Genomic DNA, 18,432 nt, shown 5'->3' with positions numbered 1-18,432 from the left:
GGGGCAAGCTGGGTGGCTCGCGTCAGCGCAGGAAGTTGTCTTTCAGAAGGTCGACCACCTCATCCGTTCGTCCGCTGAGGATGGCTTTGAGCCCAAACAGTGCTGTCGAAGTCACCTGCTGGGCTGTTACCTCTGGGGGCATAACCAGTTCCAGGCGATTTACGGCAACATCCAGCAGGGCTGGCCCTTTCGCGGCCAACCATCGCTTCATGGCATCCTCCAGATCCCCGGCTTTTTCGACCTTCTCTCCGTGGATACCGATCACTTCCGCCATGCGACTGAAGTCGGGATTTTGCAGATCGGTATAGCTATCCAGCAGCCCTTCGATACGCTGCTCCATTTCTACAAAGCCGAGGGAGTGATTGTTAAAAACCAGCAACTTGAGAGGTATTTTTTCCTGCACCAGAGTCAATAGATCCCCCATCAGCATGGTCATCCCACCATCGCCGCACATAGCAATCACTTGACGGTTGGGGTCGGCTTTGGCCATGCCCAGGCCCTGAGGGTAGGCATTGGCCATGGTGCCGTGGGAGAGGCTGGTGAGAAAGGAGCGTTTGCCATTGGCGCGCAGGTGGCGCAACAACCAAACCATGGGGGAACCGCCATCGGCAGTGAATACGGCTTCGTCGCTGGCCAGCTTGTCCAGAGTCCGGGCAACATACTGGGGATGGATCAGTTTGGGGTCGGGCTCATGGCCGCGTTCCTCTAATTGCTCTAGGTCTTTTTGATAGCGGCTGAGCAGGTCTTGGAGAAACTTTTTGTCGTTGCGGGCCTTCAGTCTCGGCAGAAGGGCCTCAATGGTTGCACCGATATCGCCTACCAGGCCCATATGGATGGGGGTGCGGCGGCCGAGGTGAGAGGCTTCTATGTCCACTTGGATGATGGTGGCTTTTTCCGGATAAAACTGGGTGTAGGCAAAATCGTTGCCCAGGCATAACAACAGGTCACAGGTCTGGATTGCGCGATAACCGGCGGGGTTGCCGAGAATGCCATTCATGCCCACGTTGCATGGGTTGTCGTACTCCAAAAACTCCTTTGAGCGGGTGGTATGCACGATTGGAGCGGCCAGGTGTTGACCCAGTTTGACCACTGCATCGTGAGCAAAGCGGCAGCCAATGCCGCCATAGATCGCAATCTTTTCCGCTTTATTGAGTTTTTCCGCCAGCGTATCCAGCTCCTCGTCTGTGGGGCGCGCTAACCACTGGGGGCGATGTACCGCCCAAGGAATTGAGTCTTTCACCTTGGTTTTGAATGTATCGCCACTAATCTGAACCACGGCTACCCCTCGGTGGTTGAGTGCGGCCTGGGCGGCTTGGCAGATGATACGGCGTGCCTGTTCTGGGTCGGAGAGGGTTTCACAGAATACCGAGCACTGCTCGTAAAGCTTGATCTGATCGACATCCTGTGGAAATCCCAGCCCCTGCTCCGCGCGGTCGATACGGGAGGCAATCAGCAATACCGGCGCACCATTGCGGTGGCTCTCAAAGATGCCGTTGAGAAAATGCAGGCTGCCGGGGCCGGCAGTGCCGGCACAGACACTCAACTCACCACTCAGATAGGACTCGCCGCCGGCGGCGAGGGCGCCCACCTCCTCGTGGCGGACATGCACCCATTCCAGCTTGGACTGGCGTACGACAGAGGTAAAGTGGTTGATGGTATCACCGACGATGCCATAGCAGCGTTTTGCCCCGGCCTTTACCAGGGCATCAACAACAATCTCCGAAACGGTCTCCATGGAACTCTCCACAATAAGGGGCTGGGTCTATAGGCGCCGCAAGGCGGAATGATCATCGTGATGAGCCAGATTAACCGCAGGCTTAAATGTGTTAGCCCTCGCGGCCTGCCACCAGTGTCGGTAAGGGGTCTCATCCGGTGCGTCTATCAAGGCTTTATCGTCGAGGAAATGCCAGATTCGATCGATAGGGTATGACTCGGTGCCATTGATGCGATGGTATAGGTGGTAGGGCTGTAGATCCCGCGGTTCGGTTAAACCGGCGGCGGCGATAATATCTCCCAGGGCCTCCAGGGTTTTCGCCTGAAATGCCGCGGCGCGCTTGCTCTGCACATCCACCACCAGACCGCGCTGGCGCTTAGGGTCCTGGGTGGTGACGCCGGTGGGGCAGGTATCGGTGTGGCAGCGCCGCGACTGGATACAGCCGATGGAAAACATAAAGGGCCGCGCGGCATTGCACCAATCTGCACCAATCGCCAGGCAGGCAGCCAGTTCAGAGGCGGAGTAGATTTTGCCGCTGGCGGCCAGCCGCACTTTATCCCGTAAGCCGGTTCCTACCAACGCATTGCGCACTACGATCAACCCCGCTAACAGCGGCATTCCCACATGGTTGGATAATTCCAGCGGTGCGGCGCCCGTGCCACCCTCGGCGCCATCCACCACGATAAAGTCGAGATACTTTTCCGTTTCGAGCATGGCTTTCATAATGGCCAGCACTTCAAAAACCTGTCCCACACACAGCTTGATGCCTACCGGCTTGCCTCCAGAGAGGGTGCGCATTTGGTCGGCAAATTCGAGCATTTCAATGGGGGTCGAAAACATCGAGTGTGCTCGTGGAGAGACACAGTCCACTCCTGGTTGCACTTTGCGAGTGGAGGCGATTTCCTGGGTGACTTTTGCACCGGGCAATACGCCGCCATGGCCGGGTTTAGCACCTTGGCTCAGTTTAATTTCGGTCATCTTTACCTGATCATCACAGGCTTCGCGAAAAAGATCGGGATCGAAGCTGCCATCATCGTGACGGGCACCAAAGTAGCCGCTGCCCAATTCCCACACCAGGTCACCACCGTGTTTACGGTGATAGGGGCTGATGCCGCCCTCTCCGGTATCGTGATAGAAGCCGCCGATAGCGGCGCCCTTGTTCAAAGCCTCAATGGCTGGGGCTGATAGGGCGCCGAAACTCATGGCGGAAATATTTAATAGCGTGGCCGAATAGGGCTTTGCACAACGACCGGAACCCACCTCGATGCGGGACTTCACATCTGCTTCTTTGGCTGGATTAATGGAATGTGTGAGCCACATATATTCATCGCTCTGCACGTCCAGCTGGGTGCCAAAGGGATGCATGTCCGAGAAGCCGTCGGCGCGAGCGTAAACCAGCCGCCGCGCCTCATAGCTGAATGGTTTGCCTTCCTCGTCACCCTCCACCATATAGGCGCGGAAGTAAGGGCGTAGATTCAGGAATATCCAGCGGATGCGACCGGCCACAGGAAAATTACGTGTCACATTCCAGTAGGGTTGGAGCATGTCGTAGATACCCAGGAGAACCAATGACAGGCTCAGCAGCAGGGCGATTACCCACCAGGCATCAACTGCAATGGTGAGTATTAGAAATATCGGAGTCAGAACCAGGGCGGTTACCGGAATGATTGCGCGCTTGATTCCATTTCTACTGGCGTAGGCGCGCCAGGCCGTGGAGATGATCATAGTGGGTGGGTTCAATCTCATTACAGGGAGTTCCGATAATGAACCTAGATCATCGTGAGGGGCTTTGCTGCTATATGCCCTCGATCTGCCGCAAAACAGGCCGCTCCAAGTGTGAATCAAGCCAAGCGACTTCTATCTAGGCGTGTAAATAATGCTATCGGGTAGTTAGTGCAGGGCGAGCGGCACTGTGAGTGACTCATTTCTGACCCCCTCGAGCATGCAATACTCATTAAGGGAGTTTCTGAGTAACTTCGAAATTCTTATCCAGGACAAGATGGTCTTAGATATTAAACGCAGCTCGCCGTGAATGGTCTCGGTCTAATTTTAGAGCTGCTAGGCAGAAGTTTGGCAGAAAGATCATTGAGTGTTCACAGGAGAGAAGCATGTCGGGATGGGAGCAGTCTGCAGATGTGCCTCTGTCAATCACAGAGCGGAGTATCTACAACTTACATTTCCGCAAAGCCTTGGCGGATATGATTGCCCGCGCCATAACTATTAAAGGGCCCCTCCAAGTTGACCTATTCAGGGAGGCGGTTCATAGAACCGTTAACACTTATCCCATTTTTCGCTGCCGTTATACTAGGGAGCCCATTAGGCGCATTTTTGTCGATGTCGAATTGGATATCATTGATGTCTGTGAGATGAGTGGCGCCCATGTCATGAGTTTTTTAACTCAATACAGCAATGCGCCAATAGCATTGCAGTCGGATCAACTCTTGGGGTTAAGTCTGATTCGTACGGGAGAAGCTGAATACATCCTCTTAGCAAAATGTCATCATATTATTGCCGATGGCATTAGCTTGGCTCTGCTTTTAGAGTTAGCTCTAGATGCTTATTTAGGTCTCGAGCGTGGTGCAAGCTTCCGGCCACAGCCCGAAATGATTGATTTTGCAGACTATGTAAATTTCGAAAATAACTATATCGACTCACAGCGTGGGCAAAAAGCCTTGCAGTACTGGCGGGACAAACTCAATCGGCAAAGAGACGCTGTTGAGCTGGCTTCTACGGGAGAGATGGTCTCTCTTTACTGCGAAGACTTGGCTTATACCTTGGAACCGAAAGAATTTTTACATATAAAAGAGCGCGCTAGGATTGCTGGGGTCAGTCACTTTGCTTATCTGTGTGCCGCATTTCAACAGGCTTTGTGCGAACTCTTGCAAAAAGATTTTTGGATGAATGTGAGTTTATCATTGCGGATAAAAAGGGAGTATAGGCAGGTTTTTGGGCCAATGTTTCGCTTGGCAAATATGGCTGTGGTAAGTGAAGAAGTCTGGACGGAAAAATTACGGCGTTTGTCCAGGGAAATTCAATATGCCGTGCGTACAGTTTATGTGGCGGATTCAATAGGTCCCCATGGAATCATCGGTAATAACTTGCCAGCCCCCTGTACTTATTTAGTTAACTACTTGCAAACAGAAGTGCGTCAAGAAGGATTACAGGCTGCTTATAGTGCGGCAGCCTCTAAATGGATTGCAATTAATGAAAAAATTAAAATACGTTCGATAGATCTTCCCGCCCGAATCAGTCCCTATGGTATTTACCTTTCCTTGGCGGTCTATAGTGGACATCTTCATAGTGATTTTGTTTATAACGCTAATTGCTTTTGTCGGGATACCATTCAAAAACTTAGTGCTCGCTGGCGCTGTATTTTAATGAAAGGGTATTAGGGGCCTATCAAGATACGCTGACGTTAAACCAAAGTCGTAAATTACAGAGAAGTGCTGGTGAAATTAACTGTATATGACTTTGTAAGTCTCCATCTTTAGCCCGTGAGCTTGCCAGGAGAGCCTCTGAGAGGCAGAGGCCTCCCAAAAATTTTCTAGTGGGTAAGTGCCGGCATGCGCTCGCGGGAGTGGCTTTCTATTGAGGTAACAACAGAGTGATCATTTAGCTCAAGCAGAATCTCATCCAGGCTTAGGAGCTTCCAGCAGGCCCTTGCTCCGGCTTCTACCATTTCACCACGCAGAAACTTTCGTGCTAGAGCTGCGGCGGGCGCTGCTGGAATCCAGGGGCCATCACCATTCAGGCCGAGTACCTGCCAGCAGCGTGTAGCCGTTTCACCATGGGTATTTTCACCCATGGCACGGACGATCATTCCACCATGTGGAGTTCCCCCCGGCCAGCGGTCGCTGATCTTAAGTCCCAGCTGGGCGATGCGTGCGGTAGTTGCTGGTAGTTGTAGGCGAGCTAGCTGCGCACAGGCGGACAGGCCTATTTGCAGGGTGAGTGGTTCCAATCCAGTAGCAAAACGGGCGCTGTGTATCTCGGGAAAATGCTTCGGGCAGAGCTCCAGGTCGGGCACATCAAAGTCACACAGCCAGCGCTTACCCACTGGGTGGGCGAGCTTGATCGGGCGTAGATTTTTTCCCGCGTGAGATTCACGCCAGTGGCCGCGTTGCAGCTGTGGGAAACTGTGGCCGAGGGATTCAAAACCGGCGCGAACGGTTGCCAGGCCGCGGTCTATACGGTGTGCTGGCGCTATCGCAATGTCGATAGAATGAATAACCGGTAACTCCCGCTGGATTTCAGCGAGTGCGGCGGAACTCAGGCCGGGCAGGCTGCTGGCGCCAGATACCATGGCAATTCCCGCAGCTTCTGCCGCGGGCGAAAGGCGATGGAAGTCGCACACGAAGCGGCGGCCATCGGAGATATCGATGTAAGGTGTGCGGGACTCGATACAGGCTTTGGCGACCCGGTAATCACTCTCTTTTTGGAAAGGCCCAGCGCAGTGAATCAAAAGATCCAGATGAAGGGCTTTTAGTTGTGCGGACAGGTTGATGGCATCTTTTTCCAGGCGCAACCCTTCGGCAAGCCCGCCGAGCTGTTCGGCGCACTGGTCCGCCTGTGCCTTGTTACGGCCGGCAATAATCAGCTGAATATCTGGCTCGGAACGCAGCATATGCGCGATGCGCGCGCCAAAGTTGCCGTAGCCGCCAAGTATTAATACGCGTTTGTTCAGGTTGTTGATCACCTGGATCGCACTCCTCTCCCCTGAGGTCAGAGGGGATCATGCAATGGGGTGGTGGCGTAAATCAAGAGAATCTTGGTGTCGGAGGTCAATCAACAGGGTAGTGGTTAGGTCCAATTTGACCTGGGAAAAGAGGAGTTTGGTGAAAAAATGATAGTCGTATGGGAGCCTCTCCTTGCGCTTTAATGGCACAACCTTCTTTGCAGGACTATATTCCTTATCCGCCCAGTTCCTAGGTTTCTATTCTTTCTCGCAGTTTTTTCCTCTGTGGAATGTGGGTGGATTGCAGGCGCTTATCAGTGATACTAACCAGCAGCTGTCATCCTTCTGGTGGGTGGTCTTGTATATTATTTATTCATAGCTTTCGGTATTTGGCGCGAATTTACTCTGGGGAGGCAAATATGCGGCAAAACAACAATGCCCGCATTTTGGTATTGGGGGGGGACGGCTTCTGCGGTTGGCCTACAGCATTGTATTTATCGAGACAGGGTTACGCTGTCACTATCGTAGATAATTTTTCACGACGCCTTATAGATGAAGAGTTGGGAGTGGAGTCCCTGACCCCCATCGAGAGTATTGGTGAGCGTCTGCAATGCTGGTGGGAGATGACCGGGCTTAATATTGAGCTGCGCAAGCTGGACCTTGCCTGTGACTATGAGCCGCTTGTGGAGTTGATTGCGGAGACCCGGCCCTACGCAATAGTACATTTCGCCGAACAGCGCGCTGCGCCATATTCCATGAAATCCTCGCGCCATAAGCGCTACACGGTTTCCAACAATATCAATGCCACCAATAATCTTCTTGCTGCAGTGGTGGATGCCGGTGTCGATACTCATATCGTCCATCTCGGTACCATGGGAGTCTACGGTTACGGCTCTGCGGGCATGAAGATTCCGGAGGGTTACTTGGATGTGGAAATACCTTTGGAAAACGGTCAAAGGGTTTCTCAGCAGATTCTCTACCCGACTAACCCTGGCAGTATTTATCACCTGACTAAATCTCAGGATCAGCTGCTCTTTGCTTACTACAACAAAAACGATGGTGTGCGGGTTACTGACTTACATCAGGGTATCGTCTGGGGCACTCAAACCGCGGAAACCTCCTTGGATGAGCGTTTGATTAACCGCTTTGATTACGATGGTGACTACGGCACTGTACTGAATCGCTTTCTTATGCAGGCTGCCATTGGTCATGAATTGACCGTGCATGGCACTGGTGGGCAGACCCGTGCGTTTATTCATATCTCCGATACGGTGCGCTGTATTCAGTTGGCAATAGATTCGCCACCTGCTCCCGGTGAGCGTGTGCGCATCATGAACCAGATGACTGAAACTCATCGGGTACGTGATCTCGCCAAGATGATCGCCGATGCCAGTGGGGCCAAAATGGCGTTTGTCGATAATCCCCGTAATGAAGATGCGGAAAATGAATTGTTTGTGGAGAATGCCAGCCTTTGCAATCTGGGGCTGAAGCCAACCTTTTTGGCTCAGGGGTTGATGGAGGAAATCTCTGAAATTGCTGAAAAATATGCCCACCGCTGTAATCCCGATCTGATTCCCTGTCGTTCCTACTGGCGTACACGTAAAGACCTGGGGCCTACCCAAGCCGCGGAGGCGCCCCACATGCGCCGGCTACTGGAAAGGCCCTCAAGCTTGATCAGGCCTGATAATCAATAGCGGAAGTCTGAGATGGCGGGATGGGACAGCTCCGCGCGTGTGCCACTATCTATCACGGAGCAGAGTATTTATAACCTGCATCACCGCAAAGTGCTGGCGGACTTGATTGCCCGGGCCATGTGTATCAAGGGTGATGTGGATGTCGCGTTGTTTGAGTTTGCCGTTCCATTGGTGGTAAATACCTATCCTATTTTTCGTTGTCGTTACCACGATGAGCCAGCTGTTCGAAGCTTTGATGATATCGAGCTGGACTATATGGATATTCGCCATATGAGCGAAGCAGATATCACCAGCTTCCTGCGCCAGTTCAGCAGTTCACCCATGGATTTAAATTCGGATCAACTACTTGGCCTCAGCCTTTTTCGTACTGGTGAGGATGAATATATTTTCTTGACCAAGTGCCACCACATCATTACCGATGGCATTAGCCTATCACTATTGTGGGCCGAATCATTGACTGCTTACCTGACTATGGGAGCTGGGAAGCCTTATAAGCCCCGTGGAGAAACTACGGATTTTGCTGACTATATCAATTTTGAAGAAACCTATCTCGAATCGGAGCGGGGGCAAAAAGCCAGTTATTACTGGCGCAACAAATTGGAATTGCAGAGAGAAACGGTCTGGCAAGCTTCGCATCAAGAAATTGCCTCAATTATTTGCGGCGAAGAGACTCTCAATATTGAGGGGGTGGAGTTCGTACAGATTCAAACCAATGCCAATGATGCAGAAGTTAGTCTGTTTGCCTACTTGTGTGCGGCTTACCAACAAACTTTATGTGAATTTCTCCATTATGACTTTTGGATGAATACCAGCTTGTCTCTGCGCTTAAAACGGGAGCATCGGTATATTCTGGGGCCTATGTTTCGTTATGGGAATTTGACTGTTTGCAGGAATGAATCCTGGTCGGAAAAGCTGGCCCGGTTGTCGCAGGAGATCAAACACGCAGTGCGCACGGCTTATGCCGCAGATTCTATCGGTCCTCATGGCAGTATCGGCCATAACCTCAATGCTTCGAGCTGTTTTCTGATTACTTTTCTTCAAACGGAAGAGCACCGCGAGGGTTTTACCGCTGTGTATACCGGCGAAACTTCAGAATGGGTGGAGGTTGGCGAGAAATTGAAAATTCATACGACCCCGCTGCCCACACGGCTAACCCCCTACGGAATCTACCTCTCAATGGCGGCTTATGGAGGCCAACTAAGGGCGAGCTTTATCTATAATGTGAACTGTTTCAGTCAAAATCAGGTGGAAAGCATTATGGATCGATGGCGCCTCCGTTCGATCCATGGCTCGGGCGATAAGATGCCTCCTCTGTGATCCATCCCTTATGTTTTTTCTGAATACTTGGCAGTGCGTATCCCAGTGAGTTCAAGTAGTTTGCAGTTGTCGCCATGTCTCGTTGTGCCTTTGTTACCCTCGTTAATAGCCCGGATTATGTGATTGGTGCAGTTGTTCTTAAGCGCTCACTGGAGAGGGTAGGCAGTGTCTATCCGCTGATAGCAATGGTGGCCGCGGAGTGTGTGGATACTGAGCATCTGGAATCCTCTGGGTGCTTGGTGCGGGAGATCAGTCCACCGGATTTATCTGAGGCATTTATTCTGCGTCATGGGCGCGAGGGGCTACACCGGTGTGCGCCTTTTGATAAAGGGGAAAAGCCCCAGTTCCATATTCCACTGAATAATTTCTCAAAGCTGGCCCTTTGGCGTCTAGAGGAATATGACAAGTTGGTGTTTCTTGATGCGGATATTTTAGTGCTTCGCAATATTGATCACCTGATGGAGTACCCCGAGTTTTGTGCCGCCCCTAACCTCTATGAAGGCTTGGATGGGTTTGCGCGGATGAATTCGGGCTTGTTCACCGCTGTACCCTGTGAGAGTACTTATCAGAAAATGCTAAAGTTCCTGGATCGACCAGGCGTATTTTGGCGTCGTACTGACCAAACTTTCTTACAGGCGTTTTTTCCCCGTTGGCACGGTATACCTTATATCTACAATGCTTTGCAGTATCTGTACCTGAACTTACCGCAATTATGGCTGTGGAGCAGTATTCATGTGATTCACTATCAATACGAAAAACCCTGGCAAAAGGACCATGCAAAAGCGGAGCAACTCAGGCCACTGATCGAGTTGTGGTGGGCGGTCAAGCAAGGGCGCGATATCAGCTTGAGAATCGAACAGTTTGCCCGTGAGCAGCGTCAATCGTCGGATGGTAGTTTGTGATTATTGGTATCACTGGCGCCAGTGGTTATGTTGGGCAATTTATTGTTCGCTACTTTCTTGATCATGGCTACAAGGTGCGGGCGTTGTCTCGTTCGGGGCGCAAGTCAGGATTATTTCCTTTTGCTGCGGGCAGTAACTTCGAATGGGTTGCTGGCGATATGGGGGATCGCAGTGTTTTAAATAAATTTGTTAGAGGGCTGGATGCGATAGTGCACTGCGCCTATGACCATCTACCCGGTCGTTATCGCGGAGGGGAGGGCGAGAATCTCCCCAAGTTCCTCGATTCCAACTTAAACAGTACACTGCTGTTAATGCAAATGGCCCACACAGCGGCCGTGGATAAATTTGTTTTTATTTCCAGTAGGGCGGTGTACGCAACAGGCTGTCTGCACGGCAGTTTATACGAGCATCAGGCGGCGCGGCCCGATACGTTTTATGGGGCTTATAAATCGGCGGTGGAGGCGATGATCTCAGCCTGGGCTCAGCAGCGTCAATGGCACGCGGTTTCTCTGCGTCTCACCGGAGTTTACGGTGTAGTCAATCCACTGGAGCGTAGCAAGTGGTATGACATTGCCCGTGCGGTGGTTAGTGGAGAGCCCTATACCCAAGCTAGAGTTGCCACCGAGGTACATGGAGAAGATGTCGCCAGGGCGGTAGAGTTGGTGCTGTCTGAGGAGGATGCTCGGGGCCGGGCGGTAAATTGCAGCGATCGCCTGGTGAGCTATCGGGAGGTGGCGGAGATTTTGCAGTCTATGGTGGGAAAACGTAGCCCTCTACCCCCAGAACCCCAGGATGAACCGCCAGCAGTAATGGATTGCGCCTATTTACAGGGTAAAGGATTCCAATTTGGTGGGACTGAGCGTTTGCGTCACAGCCTGCGCCTTTTGGCGGAAGCTGTGAAGCTCGAACAAAGACTCTACCATTAACAGGGAGGATTGATGGGGTGGCGGCCAGGGCTTAGCCGATTGGCCAATGCATTAGCTCCAATGTTTCCCCGCTCGCCTTTAGGCACCAAGCATTGCTTTCCCAGTCTCCCAGTACAATGCGCTCTACAGGGGCGCCATCGAGTGAGAATGGGTGGCGGCCTGGCCTGTGGGTGTGGCCGTGGATCAGAGTGTCCGCGTTGTATTCAAGCATGACTCTTTCCACCTCCTCGGGGGTGACGTCCATGATGTCTTCCGCTTTGCGGCTATTCATGGCTTTGGAGGCGGCGCGAATCTGTGCAGCGATAGCGCGGCGCTCTTCGAGCGGTTTGGCCAACAACCCCTGTTGCCAGTTGGGATTCCGCGCCTGGCGTCGGAAGGCCATGTACTCTTGGTCTCGGGTACACAGGCTATCGCCATGCATCAGCAATACTCGCTGGCCTGCCAGAGTGAGAGTGGTCGGGTCTTGCAGCAATATTGCCCCGGTGCGCTGGGCAAAATCGGCACCGAGTAGGAAGTCGCGATTGCCGTGCATCAGGTACAGTTCCACCCCGGAGCCACTGTAGTGGCTCAACTCCCGCACCACTTCATCGATCAGGGGAGCATCGTCGTCATCGCCAATCCAGGCCTCGAAGAAGTCACCGAGAATATACAGTGCCTCGGCACCGGCGGCGGGGCCGCGCAGGAAATCAAAGAAAGCCTGGGTGATCTCCGGACGGCTCTCATCGAGGTGCAGATCGGAAATAAAATAAATAGACAATGTCCCCGCCTTAGAGCCTGAGAGGGCTCGAAAAATTACTTATCCGCGTAGTCGTCAGAAATGCTGATGCCGGTGATTTCGATAGTTTCCAGCGGTACGTCCTGGTGGAAGCCCTTGCTGCCAGTTTTTACGCTCTTGATCTTGTTGACCACGTCCATACCATCGGCCACGTTACCAAACACGCAGTAACCCCAGCCCTGAGTGTCCTTGCTGCGGAAGTTCAGGAAGTCGTTGTCCTTTACATTGATAAAGAACTGGGAGCTGGCGGAGTGTGGGTCCATGGTGCGGGCCATGGCCAGGGTGCCGGTGTCATTCTTCAGGCCGTTGTCCGCTTCGTTCTCAATGGACTCGCGGGTTTCTTTCTGCTCCATATCGGGGGTCATACCGCCACCCTGAATCATGAAGTTGTCGATCACCCGGTGGAAAATGGTCCCAGTGTAAAAATCATCACGGCAGTACTGCAGGAAGTTGGCTGCAGTCTTTGGGGCCTTGTCGAAATCCAGTTCGATAGCAATATCTCCGTGGGTAGTGTGCAAGGTGATCATAAAATGTCCTATGAGGGTTGATTTCGGCCGGCATGATACCTTTTCGTCAGGAGCTGTAAAACGCCGAGTCACGATATCATAATGGATTGCCTAAAAAGTGTGCGCCAACAGTAAAAATCATCGTCTGACGCTCAGCTAAATAGGATATTCTGTGGCTCAACTAGGGTATAATTCGCCGTTTATGTTCGCACAGCTGTAAATAAGAGAATCCTATGACATCCGAGAGCAAGCCCGCTCACTTTTTACAGAACCTTATTCGCGAAGACCTGGCAGAGGGCCGGGTATCCCAGGTGGCAACCCGCTTTCCACCGGAGCCGAATGGATATCTACATATTGGACACGCCAAATCCATTTGCCTGAACTTTGGTTTGGCACAGGAGTTTGGCGGCACCTGCAATTTACGCTTCGATGACACCAACCCAGCTAAGGAAGAGGAAGAGTTTGTCGATGCGATCAAGCGCGACGTCTCCTGGCTCGGTTTCGAGTGGAATGGCCAGGCGAAGTACTCCTCGGATAATTTTGATCAACTGTACGAGTGGGCACTGCACCTGATTAAGGCTGGCAAGGCCTACGTCTGTGATCTGTCTGCGGAAGAAGCTCGTCACTACCGCGGCACGCTCAAGGAGCCGGGTAAAAACAGCCCCTACCGCGAAAGAACCGTGGAAGAAAACCTGGCGCTGTTTGAAAAGATGCGAAATGGCGAAATGGAAGAGGGCCAGTGCAGCCTGCGCGCCAAGATCGATATGGCCGCGCCCAATATCAACCTGCGTGACCCGATTATTTACCGCATCAAAAAAATGGCTCACCACCAGACTGGTGATAAGTGGTGCATATATCCCAGCTACGATTTTGCCCACGGCCAGTGCGATGCGATTGAAGGCATCAGTCACTCTATTTGTACCCTGGAGTTCGAAGATCACAAGCCGTTGTACGACTGGCTGATCGAGAACCTGCCGGTGCCTTCGCGCCCGCGCCAGTACGAATTTGCACGCCTGCACCTCAACTACACCGTGGTGTCCAAGCGCAAGCTCAAGCAGCTGGTCGATGAAGGTCATGTAGATGGTTGGGATGACCCCCGTATGCCGACCCTTTCGGGTATGCGCCGTCGCGGCTTTACCCCGGCCTCCATCCGCAATTTCTGCGAGATGATCGGTGTAACCCGCTCTGACTCGGTGGTGGATGTAGGCATGCTGGAGTACAGCATCCGCGATGACCTGGACAAGAAAGCCCCGCGCGCAATGTGTGTGATGGAGCCGTTGAAAATCACCCTGAAAAACTACCCGGAAGGTCAGGAAGAACTGCTGTCGGCACCGGGCCACCCGGTGCGCGATGATCTGCCAGCTCGTGAACTTCCGTTTGGCCGTACTCTCTATATTGAAAAAGAGGATTTCCGCGAAGAGGCCAACAAGAAGTACAAGCGCCTGGTGCTGGGCAAGAAGGTTCGCCTGCGCAATGCCTATGTGATTTTTGCCGAAGAAGTGGTGAAGAACGATGCTGGCGAAATTGTGGAAGTGATCTGCTCTGTCGATCTCGACACCCTGGGTAAAGACCCGGCCGACGGCGTTAAACCCAAGGGCGTAATTCACTGGGTTTCTGCGGATAACAATGTCGATTGCGAAGTGCGCCTCTACGATCGCCTGTTTAATGATGCGGCGCCGGATGCCGGCGGCAAGAACTTCCTCGACTGTGTCAACCCGGACAACCTGCAAGTCCTCAAAGGCTGCAAAGCAGAAATCGGCCTAGCCAAAGCTGAGCCGGAGCAGGGCTACCAGTTCGAGCGCAACGGCTATTTCTGTCGCGACAGCAAATACGGCAGCGCGGAAGCGCCGGTGTTTAACCGCACTATTGGTCTGCGCGACAGCTGGGCGAAAGAGCAAAGCAAATAACATAACAGGTCACTGTCCGAGGGCGGTGTTTGGAGGCTGGGCCAATGATAGGCCCAGCCCAGTCAGCAAAAGAATTTGAGAGAAGAGATGTCTCTACAGGTCTACAACACGTTTTCCGGCAAGAAAGAACCTTTCGTACCACTGGTGGAAGATCAGGTGCGCATGTACGTGTGTGGCCCCACCGTGTACAACCGCGTGCATATCGGCAATGCCCGCCCTGTAGTGGTGTTCGACACCCTTTATCGGCTACTGAAAAGAAATTTCAGCGATGTGCTTTACGCGCGCAATATCACCGATATTGACGACAAAATCATGAAAACCGCACGGGACAATGGCGAGGAGATCGCTGTGCTGTCAGCCCGCTATGCCCAGGCTTACTATGAGGATATGGCAGCGCTCAATAACCTCGAGCCGGATATTGTCCCCTATGCCACCCAGCACCTGCCGGAAATGATCGCTATGATCGAAAGCCTGCTGGAGAAGGGCCACGCCTACGCCGTCGAGGGCCATGTGCTGTTCGCGGTGGAGTCGATGCAGGAATACGGTCAGCTGTCGAAGCGCTCCCTCGACGATATGCTCGCCGGTGCGCGTGTGGAAGTGGCGCCTTATAAAAAATACGCGGGTGACTTCGTACTGTGGAAGCCTTCCTCTGATGAAGAGCCCGGTTGGGATAGCCCCTGGGGTCGCGGTCGTCCGGGTTGGCACTTGGAGTGCTCGGCCATGATCAAGAAGCATCTGGGTGAGACTATCGATATTCATGGCGGCGGTCGCGACCTGACCTTCCCCCACCATGAAAACGAGCGCGCCCAGAGCTGCTGCGCCAATGGCGTGGACTTTGTGCGCTATTGGATGCACAACGGCTACGTGAATATCAACGGCGAGAAGATGTCCAAATCCCTGGGTAACTTCCGCATGGTGAAAGACCTGCTGGCGCTTTACCCGGGTGAGGTGCTGCGTTTTGCGCTCTTGTCTGCCCACTACCGTTCGGAATTGAATTTCAGTGGAGACCTGCTCGATCAAGCCTGGCGTACACTGGATACCCTTTACGGCGCCCTGCGTGAAACCGAAGCGGTTGAGGCGCAAGTGGCAGACTTGACCGACACCGCTTTCCTTAAAGCGCTGGAAGATGATCTGAACACTCCCATCGCCATTAGCGAGTTGCACCAGATTGCCCGTGATTTGAACAAGGCCGAAGATGTCGATAAAGCGCACTTGAAAGGTTTGCTGTTGGCCGCTGGCGATATGCTCGGTATTTTGCAGCAGGACCCGGAGGCCTGGTTTAAGCAGGTCCGCGGTGGCGAAGAATCCATTTCCGCAGAGGAAATTGAAGCGCTGATTGAAGAGCGTGTGCAGAGCAAGAAAAACCGTGACTTTGCCCGCGCCGATGAGATTCGCGAAGAGTTAAAATCCAAGGGTGTAGTGCTTGAGGATAGCCGCGAGGGCACCAAGTGGCGCCGCGAGTAGGGCGCTCCTGATCCCTAAACTACATCCTTAAACTACGCTCACTGATTTCTCCCTGACTAGTCGCAGCGTGGCAGCTGGGGAGAAAACGTCATTCGAATTTCATTTGTAGAAGCGAACCATGAAAAAAGTACTCGTTTTAATCAGTTCCGCTGTAGCCCTTGTCGCACTGACCGCCTGTGAGCCCAAACGCGGCTCCGACGCCTGGTGTGAAAAAATGGATAAAGTGCCCAAGGGCCAATGGACGTTGGATGATTCCGGCGACTACCTCAAGTACTGTACATTTAATCAAAAGCCGGAAGAAGAATAAGCGGGTCTGCAGTCGTTGTTCTTCGTCGATTCCTACCAGCACTTCTTCCGCCCGCTGACCGGTAAATACCGCGAGCAGGTGGTTGAGTGCTTGCGTTTGTTATACGAGCGTCTGTACACCGCCAAGGCTGATTACGGTGAGTCTTTGCTGCGCGAGCAGATCTTGGAAATTTTTGCCGAGGCCCTGACCCGCGCTCCGCAGCTCGATAGCGAGGACGGTGTACAAGACCCAGAGGGCCGCTTCCGCAATCTGCGTGATCAGGCCGTCTGGGTACTGAACGGTTTGGTGGAATTCGGTTGGCTGGAGAAGCAGGTGGACAGCGCCACGCTCACCGCCACTTATCCATTTAGCCGACGGGGCCGACTTTTCACTCAGCCGTTAGTGGAAGTGAATGGCACCCGCGTGCGCACCCGCCACCGCAACACCCGCAATACCTTAAATGCCCTCGAAGCCTTTGCCAGCCGAGGTGAAATCCACGATTTAATCGATGCCTGGGAATATTCCGAGCGTATCGTGGCGGACTTCACCGATATGATTGCCGAGCTGGAAGAGCGCAAGCGGGAAATGGTGCGCGAGGTGGAAGCCCAGTTACTGGTGCAGCAGGCCACCGATGAGTTTTTCTCCTTTATGGAGAGCCGCTTCCAGCCGGATCTGGCTATCCGCTTGTCTGCGGACAGCGTGGAAAAGCACCGCGATGCCATCAACCGGGTGATTGAGCGTATTCGCCGCAAAGAGGATGTGCAGAAGGCGGAGTGGGAAAAGCGCCTGCGCCAATTTTTGCCGGAATTGGTGGAGCAGGGGCAGTCTTTATTGTGGCTGATGCTCGATACCATCGAGGACCGCATGCGCCGCGCCTGCGAGGTGAAACTGCCCGCACTGCGCCGCGCACTACAGGGCTTTACCAAGCGCGCCGATATTATTATTCGCCAGCTGAGTTACCTTCACAGCCAGGCCGAGGGCGAGTTTGCCGACCTGTGCCAGCGCCTTGGCGAAAGCCAGCAAAAAACACAAATTCTCGAACAGCTGGGTGAAGAGCTGGGCGGTTTTCAGCTGCGCTTATTCGACCCCAAGCAAACCCAGTTGTGGCAGCGCAACCGCCGCCAGCCGGTCAATACCCGGGTCGAAGATGAAACCCCCATTGGTGAAGAAAACCGCCGCGAGATTGAGCTACAACAACTGCTCGATCAGGCGTTTAACTTCAACAACAGTCACCTGCGCGATTATCTGAGTGATGCCCTCGGCACCGGCCGACAGATCAACAGCCGCAACCTGCCACTGCGGGATGCGCGGGATTTGCTCGCCATGAGCCATGTGATCGAAGCGGCCGCGGTGAACCAGAGTGGCGCCGCCGATCTGCAGGTGAAATTTACCGGTGAAATTGCCAGCAATGATTATTTCACCGAGTTTGACGAATATATCCTGGAGCTGAAAAACAGTGATTGAACAGGCTTTGGAAGAGGCTCTGGCGCAATGCCGCCTGAATCGCAGTGAATTCTCCGAGCTGATGGTGCGCCTGTTGGATTACGGTGTGATCTGCCGGGATGAAAGCGTGATTGAGACCACCCTTTACGATCGTTTCCAGCGCTGTGAGCCGCTGGTGCGCGAGTGGTTGGCTCCGCTGGGATTGCGTTTGCAGCACGACAGCCGTTTCCAGTTTATCCGCGTATACCCGCCCGGTGCTGAGGTGCCCGGTCTGCCGGATCAGGAAGAACCGCACCACGGTGGCTTCCGCGCCCGCCTGAGTCAGCAGGAAGTGGCGGCGATTCTCGCCCTGCGGGTGGAGTACGACAAAGCGCTGCGGGAAGGGCAGGTGGATGAGGGCGGTTGTGCCGCGTTGTCTCTGGAAGCCCTGGAATTGGGCATGCGTAATTTGCTGAAAATGTCCCTGCCGGATAAACACGCCGAGCGCAAAAACCTGCTGAAGAAATTACGCCAGCTGCGTTTGGTGCAGTTCAGCAGCGAAGAAGTGGAGACCAGTGCGGAAGTCTGGCTGCGAGTGCGCCCGACGATCGCGCACTTTGTCAGCGAGTCGGTACTGCGCCAGTTGATCGACAATGACATTCCACCGGCTTCCCACGAAGAGAAGGATGATGATGCTGAGGAAGAAAAACCCTCCAAACGTATAACCCCAGAAGTTGAAGACCACAGCCTGTTTGAGAGCGAAGCGGCCTCTTAGGGTGTAATAAAAATGGCCGGGACTGCCGGCCAAAAAATCGAGAAATATTCGACCACCTGGGGCTGTGTG

At 53.3% G+C, this 18,432-nt stretch carries 15 protein-coding genes; 10 read left to right on the top strand and 5 right to left on the bottom strand.

What is annotated here, in order from left to right; translation table 11 throughout:
* Positions 1 to 22: 22 nt before the first annotated feature.
* Together LC073_RS14640 and LC073_RS14635 are read right to left on the bottom strand one after the other, a co-directional pair.
* Complete coding sequence (locus LC073_RS14640) at positions 23 to 1,735, bottom strand: thiamine pyrophosphate-dependent enzyme (protein ID WP_226647995.1); 1,713 nt, start codon at positions 1,733 to 1,735, stop codon at positions 23 to 25.
* Positions 1,736 to 1,762: 27 nt separating this feature from the next.
* Positions 1,763 to 3,460 carry an FMN-binding glutamate synthase family protein gene (locus LC073_RS14635; protein WP_226647994.1) on the bottom strand — a complete coding sequence of 566 codons (1,698 nt, stop codon included), beginning with the start codon at positions 3,458 to 3,460 and terminating at the stop codon, positions 1,763 to 1,765.
* Between the two features lie 362 nt (positions 3,461 to 3,822).
* Between LC073_RS14635 and LC073_RS14630 the strand changes: the two genes are divergently transcribed.
* Positions 3,823 to 5,106: a condensation domain-containing protein gene (locus LC073_RS14630; RefSeq protein ID WP_226647993.1), complete on the top strand. Its 1,284-nt coding sequence runs from the start codon at positions 3,823 to 3,825 to the stop codon at positions 5,104 to 5,106.
* A gap of 152 nt (positions 5,107 to 5,258) precedes the next feature.
* Here the strand turns inward: LC073_RS14630 and LC073_RS14625 are convergent, their stop codons facing one another.
* Entirely contained in the window at positions 5,259 to 6,410 is a 1,152-nt protein-coding gene (locus LC073_RS14625; RefSeq protein WP_226647992.1) for a saccharopine dehydrogenase family protein, read from the bottom strand.
* 398 nt (positions 6,411 to 6,808) lie between these two features.
* On the opposite strand from LC073_RS14625, the gene LC073_RS14620 reads away from it, so the two are divergent.
* The 4 genes from LC073_RS14620 to LC073_RS14605 all read left to right on the top strand — a co-directional run bounded on the left by LC073_RS14620 (position 6,809) and on the right by LC073_RS14605 (position 11,228).
* Positions 6,809 to 8,083, top strand: coding sequence for an NAD-dependent epimerase/dehydratase family protein (locus LC073_RS14620; protein ID WP_226647991.1), 1,275 nt, complete (start codon positions 6,809 to 6,811; stop codon positions 8,081 to 8,083).
* 12 nt (positions 8,084 to 8,095) lie between these two features.
* Positions 8,096 to 9,400, top strand: coding sequence for a condensation domain-containing protein (locus LC073_RS14615; protein WP_226647990.1), 1,305 nt, complete (start codon positions 8,096 to 8,098; stop codon positions 9,398 to 9,400).
* 74 nt (positions 9,401 to 9,474) lie between these two features.
* Entirely contained in the window at positions 9,475 to 10,302 is an 828-nt protein-coding gene (locus LC073_RS14610) for a glycosyltransferase family 8 protein (RefSeq protein WP_226647989.1), read from the top strand.
* Positions 10,299 to 11,228, top strand: a complete 930-nt coding sequence (locus LC073_RS14605) for an NAD-dependent epimerase/dehydratase family protein (protein WP_226647988.1) — start codon at positions 10,299 to 10,301, stop codon at positions 11,226 to 11,228. Before LC073_RS14610 ends, LC073_RS14605 begins: the two co-directional genes overlap by 4 nt.
* 31 nt (positions 11,229 to 11,259) lie before the next feature.
* Here the strand turns inward: LC073_RS14605 and LC073_RS14600 are convergent, their stop codons facing one another.
* Together LC073_RS14600 and LC073_RS14595 are read right to left on the bottom strand one after the other, a co-directional pair.
* Positions 11,260 to 11,985 carry a UDP-2,3-diacylglucosamine diphosphatase gene (locus tag LC073_RS14600; RefSeq protein ID WP_226647987.1) on the bottom strand — a complete coding sequence of 242 codons (726 nt, stop codon included), beginning with the start codon at positions 11,983 to 11,985 and terminating at the stop codon, positions 11,260 to 11,262.
* 35 nt (positions 11,986 to 12,020) lie between these two features.
* On the bottom strand, positions 12,021 to 12,530 hold the full coding sequence (locus tag LC073_RS14595) for a peptidylprolyl isomerase (protein ID WP_226647986.1): 510 nt from the start codon (positions 12,528 to 12,530) through the stop codon (positions 12,021 to 12,023).
* A 212-nt stretch (positions 12,531 to 12,742) separates the two neighbouring features.
* Here LC073_RS14595 and LC073_RS14590 point away from each other — a divergent pair, with 212 nt between their 5' ends.
* The 5 genes from LC073_RS14590 to LC073_RS14570 all read left to right on the top strand — a co-directional run bounded on the left by LC073_RS14590 (position 12,743) and on the right by LC073_RS14570 (position 18,363).
* Positions 12,743 to 14,416: a glutamine--tRNA ligase/YqeY domain fusion protein gene (locus LC073_RS14590; RefSeq protein WP_226647985.1), complete on the top strand. Its 1,674-nt coding sequence runs from the start codon at positions 12,743 to 12,745 to the stop codon at positions 14,414 to 14,416.
* Between the two features lie 87 nt (positions 14,417 to 14,503).
* Positions 14,504 to 15,880, top strand: coding sequence for a cysteine--tRNA ligase (cysS, locus tag LC073_RS14585; RefSeq protein ID WP_226647984.1), 1,377 nt, complete (start codon positions 14,504 to 14,506; stop codon positions 15,878 to 15,880).
* Between the two features lie 118 nt (positions 15,881 to 15,998).
* Positions 15,999 to 16,187, top strand: a complete 189-nt coding sequence (locus LC073_RS14580) for a DUF3012 domain-containing protein (protein WP_226647983.1) — start codon at positions 15,999 to 16,001, stop codon at positions 16,185 to 16,187.
* Positions 16,188 to 16,202: 15 nt separating this feature from the next.
* Entirely contained in the window at positions 16,203 to 17,630 is a 1,428-nt protein-coding gene (locus LC073_RS14575) for a Wadjet anti-phage system protein JetA family protein (protein ID WP_226647982.1), read from the top strand.
* Positions 17,623 to 18,363 (top strand): DUF4194 domain-containing protein, encoded by a 741-nt coding sequence (locus LC073_RS14570; protein ID WP_226647981.1) that lies wholly within the window; start codon positions 17,623 to 17,625, stop codon positions 18,361 to 18,363. Before LC073_RS14575 ends, LC073_RS14570 begins: the two co-directional genes overlap by 8 nt.
* Positions 18,364 to 18,432 lie beyond the last annotated feature (69 nt).

Origin of the sequence: Microbulbifer variabilis, assembly GCF_020524905.1 — a bacterium.
Taxonomy (GTDB): domain Bacteria; phylum Pseudomonadota; class Gammaproteobacteria; order Pseudomonadales; family Cellvibrionaceae; genus Microbulbifer; species Microbulbifer variabilis_A.
The sequence above is the reverse complement of the archived record's forward strand: the minus strand, read 5'-3'. Positions and strand labels throughout refer to the sequence as shown.